At 51.1% G+C, this 8161-nt stretch carries 10 protein-coding genes, 1 pseudogene and 1 CRISPR repeat array; of the genes and pseudogenes, 8 read left to right on the forward strand and 3 right to left on the reverse strand.

The annotated features are described in order from the left end of the window. Nucleotides 1-33 precede the first annotated feature (33 nt). Nucleotides 34-722: direct repeats of the CRISPR family, unit length 37 nt; unit sequence GTTGCAACCGATAGAAAACCCAGGACGGGATTGAAAC. Nucleotides 723-804: 82 nt separating this feature from the next. The 4 genes from G6M89_RS21950 (at nt 805) to G6M89_RS21965 (ending at nt 3826) form a co-directional block, all read left to right on the forward strand. Continuing rightward, entirely contained in the window at nt 805-1050 is a 246-nt protein-coding gene (locus G6M89_RS21950; protein ID WP_206335676.1) for a hypothetical protein, read from the forward strand. 128 nt (nt 1051-1178) lie between these two features. Beyond that, nucleotides 1179-1742, forward strand: a complete 564-nt coding sequence (locus tag G6M89_RS21955; RefSeq protein WP_165164033.1) for a hypothetical protein — start codon at nt 1179-1181, stop codon at nt 1740-1742. Nucleotides 1743-1815: 73 nt separating this feature from the next. Next, nucleotides 1816-2343, forward strand: a complete 528-nt coding sequence (locus tag G6M89_RS21960) for a hypothetical protein (protein ID WP_165164034.1) — start codon at nt 1816-1818, stop codon at nt 2341-2343. Nucleotides 2344-2890: 547 nt separating this feature from the next. Beyond that, complete coding sequence (locus tag G6M89_RS21965; RefSeq protein ID WP_165164035.1) at nt 2891-3826, forward strand: transcription initiation factor IIB family protein; 936 nt, start codon at nt 2891-2893, stop codon at nt 3824-3826. 164 nt (nt 3827-3990) lie between these two features. Here the strand turns inward: G6M89_RS21965 and G6M89_RS21970 are convergent, their stop codons facing one another. From G6M89_RS21970 to G6M89_RS21980, 3 genes are all read right to left on the reverse strand, one after another. Continuing rightward, nucleotides 3991-4941, reverse strand: a complete 951-nt coding sequence (locus G6M89_RS21970) for a hypothetical protein (RefSeq protein ID WP_165164036.1) — start codon at nt 4939-4941, stop codon at nt 3991-3993. A 172-nt stretch (nt 4942-5113) separates the two neighbouring features. Further along, complete coding sequence (locus G6M89_RS21975; protein ID WP_165164037.1) at nt 5114-5404, reverse strand: PadR family transcriptional regulator; 291 nt, start codon at nt 5402-5404, stop codon at nt 5114-5116. Between the two features lie 97 nt (nt 5405-5501). Continuing rightward, nucleotides 5502-5783, reverse strand: coding sequence for a hypothetical protein (locus G6M89_RS21980; protein ID WP_165164038.1), 282 nt, complete (start codon nt 5781-5783; stop codon nt 5502-5504). A 606-nt stretch (nt 5784-6389) separates the two neighbouring features. On the opposite strand from G6M89_RS21980, the gene G6M89_RS21985 reads away from it, so the two are divergent. The 4 genes and pseudogenes from G6M89_RS21985 to G6M89_RS22000 all read left to right on the forward strand — a co-directional run. Further along, entirely contained in the window at nt 6390-7127 is a 738-nt protein-coding gene (locus G6M89_RS21985) for a hypothetical protein (RefSeq protein ID WP_165164039.1), read from the forward strand. Next, nucleotides 7120-7365 carry a hypothetical protein gene (locus tag G6M89_RS21990; RefSeq protein WP_165164040.1) on the forward strand — a complete coding sequence of 82 codons (246 nt, stop codon included), beginning with the start codon at nt 7120-7122 and terminating at the stop codon, nt 7363-7365. Before G6M89_RS21985 ends, G6M89_RS21990 begins: the two co-directional genes overlap by 8 nt. After that, complete coding sequence (locus tag G6M89_RS21995; protein WP_241175510.1) at nt 7366-8007, forward strand: DUF6338 family protein; 642 nt, start codon at nt 7366-7368, stop codon at nt 8005-8007. A gap of 84 nt (nt 8008-8091) precedes the next feature. Then, a pseudogene (locus tag G6M89_RS22000) lies at nt 8092-8161 on the forward strand (IS6 family transposase); the annotation flags it as partial.

Raw genomic sequence — 8161 nt, forward strand, 5'->3', positions numbered from 1 at the left:
GCATACCTACGTGCGATGAAATCGCAACATCAGGTTGCAACCGATAGAAAACCCAGGACGGGATTGAAACCGTCAGTGTAGTGTTCGTCAAACCCCGCGCCACTGTTGCAACCGATAGAAAACCCAGGACGGGATTGAAACAGATCGTGCCATCCGCGCCGTAGTGGCGAACCTCCGTTGCAACCGATAGAAAACCCAGGACGGGATTGAAACCGGGCGGTCTCTCGACGGGATTGGTCAAAGCGATCGGTTGCAACCGATAGAAAACCCAGGACGGGATTGAAACTCGGGTGAGTTCTACTTATCTACGAAGGAGACGAGTTGCAACCGATAGAAAACCCAGGACGGGATTGAAACCTCGCTTGCTGGAACGTCGAACGCGTAGGTGCCGTGTTGCAACCGATAGAAAACCCAGGACGGGATTGAAACAGATCGAAACGCTCGACGAGGACCTCGATGGAGAGGGTTGCAACCGATAGAAAACCCAGGACGGGATTGAAACAAGACGGGTTTACCTTTCCCGGTGTACCGGCTGAGTTGCAACCGATAGAAAACCCAGGACGGGATTGAAACAGCAGCGAGCCGATGCTGTGCTCGAGCGCGTTCGCGAGGTTGCAACCGACAGAAAACTCAAGACGGGATTGAAACTCGACCGTGCCGACCATTTCGCTTCGATCATCAACGGGTTGCAACCGATAGAAAAACCAGAACGAAATTGAAACGATTAGCATTCTATACCGTTCTTGACGCTCTCAAACCCGACACAAATAACTGTTACGTGCGATGTAAACCGTTATATCAGGCATGACGGTAGAGATAGAAGTACGGTTACCGCTACCGGACGGACAAATATTCAGGTATGAGGCAATGGACGACATCCTCGAAATTCTTGCCCAGAATCCGCCAACTGAATTTGGGAACAGGAACCTCCAAGAACTCACCGGATTCGGTGGTCCCAGCGTTTCAAAGGGGCTTTCGCTGCTCGAGTCGGTAATTCGAGTTCTTTCGGGATACGAGGTCGTCTCGATTTGTTGTAGATTCCTTGTTTGAGTGAAGACTGCGCACACACCATCGATTCAAACGTTTCTTTGACTTCTAGTGATCCGAACAGCAACCGCTCCACGTTTTTGTGTGCCTGAAAGGCCTGAGGCACAAATTCGAGTGCCTCGAGATTCCTGATGAGTACGGATCAATCGACACAGAGCGAGACGCATCGAGAACGGTCGACCGACAACGAATTCACAAACGACCGAACCCAGAGCTATCCAGGTGACATCGCCCGACTACACGGGCACGAACTCGTCGCAATCGACGAGTGGCTCCCTGGCAAAGCTACAACACCTTACGACATCGACCTCACAGACAGCTACGAGTACCGAACCCGGTACTGGCGCTGCAAGAACTGCGGCCACGAGCGAAACCATCGCGACGAGTTTACCACTCCCTGCGAAGAGCCCCAACCAGCAACTCCCCTCGAGGCTGGTGGCTACTCAATTGACGAGCCACGAACTCGACGTGCGCTCACCGAAGCGATAGACGTCCACTTCGCTCAACCGGGATCACGCTACGAAGTCGTCAGTGAAAGCGAGAACACGTACGAGGTCGACGTCGACAAACAGACGTGCACCTGCCCTGATTTCGAACAACGCCAGCCAGACGGCGGCTGTAAGCATCTGCGCCGTGTTGACCTCGAGATCCGAACTGGGCTTGTTCCGGGTCCAGATGGGACGTTCATTCGCTAAGCCTCTTGATCTCGGATATTACGAAACGCTCTCAAGCTATAAGTATAGAGAGACCGTATCCATTCCCAAGACTATGGATGACTGGACCGAAAGTATGACTGCTCGAGACCGAATCGAAGCCGTTGCCCTCACACTTCGTGAGCCGCGGTCGGTAAACTGGATCAAAGAGCAAGCAGAGGTTGGGTCCTGGGAAACAGCGAAATCCCATCTCGAGTCGCTTGTCGACGCTGGGCAACTGACTGGCGTTACAGTCAATGGCGATACGCGTTACAAAATCGATCCAATGCGCGCATATCTCGATCACATCCAGGAACTCGTCGTCGAGAATACGAAAGACGAACTGCGAGACGAACTCGAAGCAATCGCCGCAGAGATTGCAGATTGGAAGCGTAAGTACGGTGTTGACTCCCTCGAGGAACTCGAGGCATCGCTCGGCGAGGAACTCTCGCCAGAGGAGATCCGAGATCGCCGAAAGGTTATCACTTACTGGGAAGAGAATACCCATCACCGACAGCTAATTACGAACGCTCTCGGGTTGTACGACGACCTCTCGGCACAGAGTCACGCTTCGGACTCCAATCATCCTCAGCACGCCGATTAGGATGGGACGGTTCACTAGCGGTGGGAATCCGTACGACAAGCGGCGTGTCTATCGGCAAATTCACCAGCGGCTGAGTACGCAGTCGGAGTTCTCTGATGTCCAGTATCTCCCCTCGAGAAATCGACCCCGCGAGATTCATGCTAACATTGACATTGTACAGTTTCTCGAGCAATCGTATCCGTCGACGACTGCTCGAGTCGAAATCGAATTCGTGTTCCGGCAGGACTGGAACCATTACTGGATTCAATGGGTCGAACACGAACGTGGTCTTTCCTGCGGATGGCATCAGGACAATACTCACCCGGAGTTAGGTCAATGTCACTTCCAGATTGATTATCCGGATGGAAGTGTGGATCGAAAAGAAGCTGCGTTTCTAGATGCTCATCCGCTATCAGTCCTCGAAACTCGACTCCAAAGTCTTCCAGAGAAGCTTGTAGAACTCTCTATTGAGTAGGCCTTTCCAAGGAGGTCACTACTCTCTCCGGGAGTTTTGTCACCCCGAGGAGGGGCGACGGGGCAACCAAATCACTGCCTCGTCGGAATCAAGATGGCTACAAACAAGACATCCAGCAGTCGCATCGCCCGAGAGACAACGCAAGAGTCGCAACCAGAATCGTCGTGTCCAGAGTGTCGTGGACAACTTGTCACAGCGGATCGCGAAACGCGCTGTCGAACGTGTGGCTTGATCGTCGACGAAGATCAACTTGACCGGGGTCCAGAGTGGTTCGCCTCAGATGCGGACTCGAGTCGGCGCCGAACTGGTGCTGCGCTCACAGAACGGAGACACGACCGAGGGCTGTCAACCGAGATTGGCTGGAACAGGGATGGATACGGGAACAAGATTTCAGGCAAGAAGCGACGCCAACTAGCTCGCATGCGGCGGGAACATCGGCGGAGTCAGTGGCGCTCGAAACGCGAGCGGAATCTTGCAACTGGGCTTGGAGAAGTTCGTCGCATCATCGGTGCGCTCGGGTTAGCAGACACTCTTCGTGAACAGGCGTGTGCACTCTTTCGACAAGCCCAGAACCGAGACCTCTGTCATGGACGATCACTCGAGAGCATCGCAGCGGCAAGCGTCTACGCAGTCTGTCGGTGTAACGGACTCGGACGAACCCTCGAGCAGATCAGTCATGTCGCGGTGTGTTCACAGTCTCGTCTCGAGTGTGCGTACGCAGCGATGAACACCGATTTGGAACTTCCTACTGTCGTTCCACAGCCCCGGAGCGTTCTTCCACGACTCGCAAGCGAACTGGGCGTTCCAAACGACGTCCAACATCAAGCACTCGAGTTGGCGGCACTTGGAACGGAGGCCCGAATCACGACTGGCCGTCACCCACAGGGATTCGCTGCGGCCTGTCTGTACAGAGCGGGCCAAGAACGTGGCTGGCAGGTCACACAACAGGAACTCGCCGCGGTCTCGAACACGTCCCCGAAAACGATCCGAGCGCACAGAGATGCGCTTCTCGAGATCCTCGAGAGATAGAAAGCGGTGTGATGACGGTTGAGTTCGGCTCAGATCCACTGCTCGAGAGGGAACGCCTCGCAGGACGGCTTCACAAGAACAGAACTGATCTGTGATCAGTTGTTACAATTGGCGATACGAGAGTGGATGCAGCACCAAGTAGTTAGTGGGGCAGTCAGCGTGACTCACGTAGCGTCCGTCTTCCCGTTATCGTCGTTGAGCCACTGCAACACTGGGAAGCCATCGGGATCAGCTTGGGTAACCCACGTTTCCTCAAAATCTAGCGTGTTCATGTTCTCCGCAGCCCTCTCATCTTGCATCTCGTCGGTTGACAGCCCAACCACATTTCGGTCGCTCTCGCCGTCTCCGACTCCGTCCGTCTGACCCGTCGCCTCGGTGTCCCAGTAGCCCGCAGATACCACAGCGTCTTGCTCCCCGACGAATCCGCCAATAGTATCGTCGCCAATCACATCGACGGCAGCCCACGATTTAACCACCTCGCCTCCGGCGTTCGCTCCAACGAAACCGCCGACCTGGTCTTCACCAGTCACGTCACCACCAGCCCACGATTCCAACACCTCACCGGTGTTCCGCCCGACGAAACCGCCGACCGAGGTCTCACCAGTGATATCGGCCGCACACGTAAACGACTCCAACACTTCTCCGTCTCTGTTCTCCCCAACTAGGCCGCCAACATTACGCTCGCCCGTGATATTGGCTTCACACACAGATGACTCCAACACTTCTCCCTCCTCGTTCCTCCCGACGAGGCCGCCGACATTACGCTCGCCCGTAATATCGGCGTTGGTGACTGTGATATTCTTGATTGTCCCCATATTCCAACTGAAGAGCCCCATCCCTACATGCGATGTCCACCGGCGGTCAATCTTCAGGTCAGCAATTTCGTGGCCGTTTCCGTCAAACGTGCGGTTGAATGCCGACGTAGCATTGCCGGACGGCCGGTTCCCAATCGAGAGCCAGCCCCCATCAGAATTGCCGACGTGTTCGTCGTAGCCTGCGGTTGCCTCATCAAAGTTGGTGATCAGAACGTATTCATCGATGGCAGGGTCCTCGTCGCGGACGGCATTGAGGTCGTGCCAGTCTTCAATTTCTTTGACACCATTGTCAGAACCCAAACACCCCGTGACTGCGACTGTACTCACAGCACTGGCAGCAAGGAATGCTCGACGATCCAGACCGTGTCGACCGTGTTCCGGGGAGCGTCTATCGTTCACACTATTATTTTTAACACACTTGGTATAAGAAAGACGAGCTATATCTTCTGGGAGAATGAATCCGAAAAGCGCGTTATTCGCTCTCGAGCAGGTCCTCGACGTATTGATCTTCCCACTCACGGCGGGCTTCGATCTCACGCTGACCACGTTTGGTTAGTGTGTAGAAGTTCGTCCGACGGTCTTCCTGGCCTTTCTCGACGAGGCCCTTATCGACGATTGTGTCGAGGTTTGGGTACAGTCGTCCGTGGTGGATCTCTTTTTCATAGTAGTCCTCGAGTTCGTCTTTGATCGCGAGCCCGTGTGGTTCGTCTTGGCCGGCAACAGTGTACAAGAGATCGCGCTGGAAGCCTGTGAGATCGTACATACTGGTTCTGTATCTATCTGAGACCAAGTAATTAATGAAAGATGATAGTGGCTAGTAGTTAGTGCATCAAGCTTTCGATGAAGATTGTGTCTGAAACTCAGATTTCGCCTTCAGCAACCGTTGTGATTCGAAGTTCTTCGTTCACTTCATAGAGATAGCCACGCTCGACTAGCCGTGTCACTGCGTACTCAGCATCTCCCTGCTCGAGGTCTAACTCATTGGTTGACAATAATACCGAAATGGCACCATCGCGCTGAATTGCTGGAACCCGACAATTGTCCTCACCGCGTCCTTGCTGGGTGATCGCATCGACAAGAACGTCGTATGCCTCCAACACCCACTCAGGCAGCGGCGGACGAGGATCAGTCGCCAAGGACATCTGTCTGATCACCTACTAACAGTCAATTCGATATGCTGTTGCTTAATTCTACTCCCCAAAATCAACAACAATCGCGGACCGAAATCTGACTACCGCCTCGAGACGAGGCTCATAGAGTGTGTCTACCAACACGAAATCAAATCCCTGTCCTACTCCACCATCTCCAGTTGATCTACAAGAAACGAGATCGCTGAACAACGATCTATCTTATAATAGTGGAATCAAATTTTCTGGCCCAGAATCTGGTGGCGATGTTATTGGTGCTGGCTAACATCAAATTGGGTAGCGATCCGAGAATGAAAGAAGCTACCTCCGAAGAAGTCAGAGACGCAATCCTGGCCCTCGAGGATAACGAAGACTCTGAAGACACTGACGAAATTATCATTGCTGACGAGTGACTAGTGGAAAGGTCAAGGGGTCAGATCAACCACCACGTCTCTTCGGTGTCCCCAAGGGGACAAAGCCGAAAAAATACACCGCCCCCGCCCCACCTCCGCACAGCAGATCTCCAGTGATCCATACGAAATAGGGGTTAGATGGCGTCTGAGTTCACTTTCACCACGGTCTGGAAATTATTAAGAATACTCAGTTCCAATGTGATAAGGAATGGATACTAGGCCAATCACAGACCTTTTCGATGCACGCTCTAGTGCAATCGAACCACACGAGGTACTGCGAGATTATCATTATCGAAGGATAGACCGGATAGACGATGAAGGGTTTGAGATCAATGGAGATGATAAAGGAATTATTCTTACCCATATTGCAACGGTAGATGCTCTTGGACCGTATCTTGAGGACCAAGTTGATGTTGCCGAGTTTGTGGATTCCTCCACTAAGTTTCCGGTTCTAAAGCGATCTCCCTATTCAAATGTTTCAGACCATCTGAATCTATGCTCGAGAGGTGCTAAAGCAACAAAGTCAACCAAGAGCGACCAATTTGCATGTACATGGATTGATCGAACGGGTGTTGTTGAAGCGATCAGCACTGATCTGGTATATGAACAACGGGATAAGTTAACGATCCAGACAGAAGTACTTGAAAGATCAATGACCCAGCTTGTCACATCATATTTTGAAAAGGTTGCTGAACCGAATGATGATATTATATTAGCAACAGTCACATATCTTGGCTTTGATGGTGTTTACACTCCGAGAATTGGAGATTTTGGTAGACACCATGAGATCAAAACCTCATTTATCGAAACACCCGTAGTATCGGTTACAGAGGAAAACACTCGAAAACAAATAACACCGCTATTGCGTCCACTTTGGCAGGAGGTAGGATATAGTGAATCGCCCTATATGACTGAAGACGGCTGGAAATTCAAAGACAATGACTGAAAACAATAACAACACGGACGATAAGAAAGAGATGACTGGAGATAGTGAAGTGCGTAAAAGTGAACTATCAGAGGCTCTTGGAGAAGGATTCTTCCAAAAATCGGCTGAATCAAACGACGAAGATCGACCAAAAACAATTGAATACGACGACGGCTATATTCCGGCGAGATTCCGTAGTGAGGGTCGATCGACAGGGGAACGTCGGGCAAGACAAGAGAGAAATAATTCAGACGAATAGATGCAACCCTTGTCACCCGAGAACCTCCTTATCAGTCTTTTATTGATTGTACCAGGATTCGTTGCTGCATATATGGCGATTTCTATCGGTGTAATTGAAAAAGAGATTTCCAACTCTAAGTTTATTATTCTGTGTCTGGTTTTGAGTGGAATCATTGATAGTATATTTCTCACGGTTGTAGAATTGCTGGGTCATCAAATATCTTCACCACAAGGAATAGACAGCGTCTTTTTTAGCAATCGGTTCCATCCAGAGTATGTTGGTTTATTAGGAGTTGTAACCATTGTTATCGGAGCTATTTTTTCTTGGACGATCATTTACGATATCCCTGGTTTAATCCGCAAAAGAATGTGGGGTGACAGAGAAATCCGACGGAATCCTTGGCAACCCTGGGAAGGTGTACTAAAGAAAGCGACCCAAGAGCGTTCGGCTGTGCAAATTCTCACCTCAGACGATGAATTAGTAAAGGGTCAAATTCTTGAGTACAGTCGTGCTGAAAATCCTAAGGAAATTCATCTCTATGATCCAATCTGGTTAGACAAACATAGTGGTAGTTGGATAGAGGGTGGGTCCGGCGTGTTGTTGTTAGAAGAGGACATAGTAAGACTAGAAATCATAGAAAGAACTGAAACTGAGGAATGATAAATAGGATGATATTTAATGTGTATCGGCACCGTCTAGTTAGCGTGGTTTGAGAAGTGAGCAGGTCGTAGAGTTGGTTTGATCATGCAGCTCGCAGACCTGCTCAGCGAGTCATACGCGGCGGAATTTGATGAAGCTTGGGAGCGTGAGCGGA

The sequence above is a fragment of the Natronolimnobius sp. AArcel1 genome (assembly GCF_011043775.1).
Lineage (GTDB): Archaea > Halobacteriota > Halobacteria > Halobacteriales > Natrialbaceae > Natronolimnobius.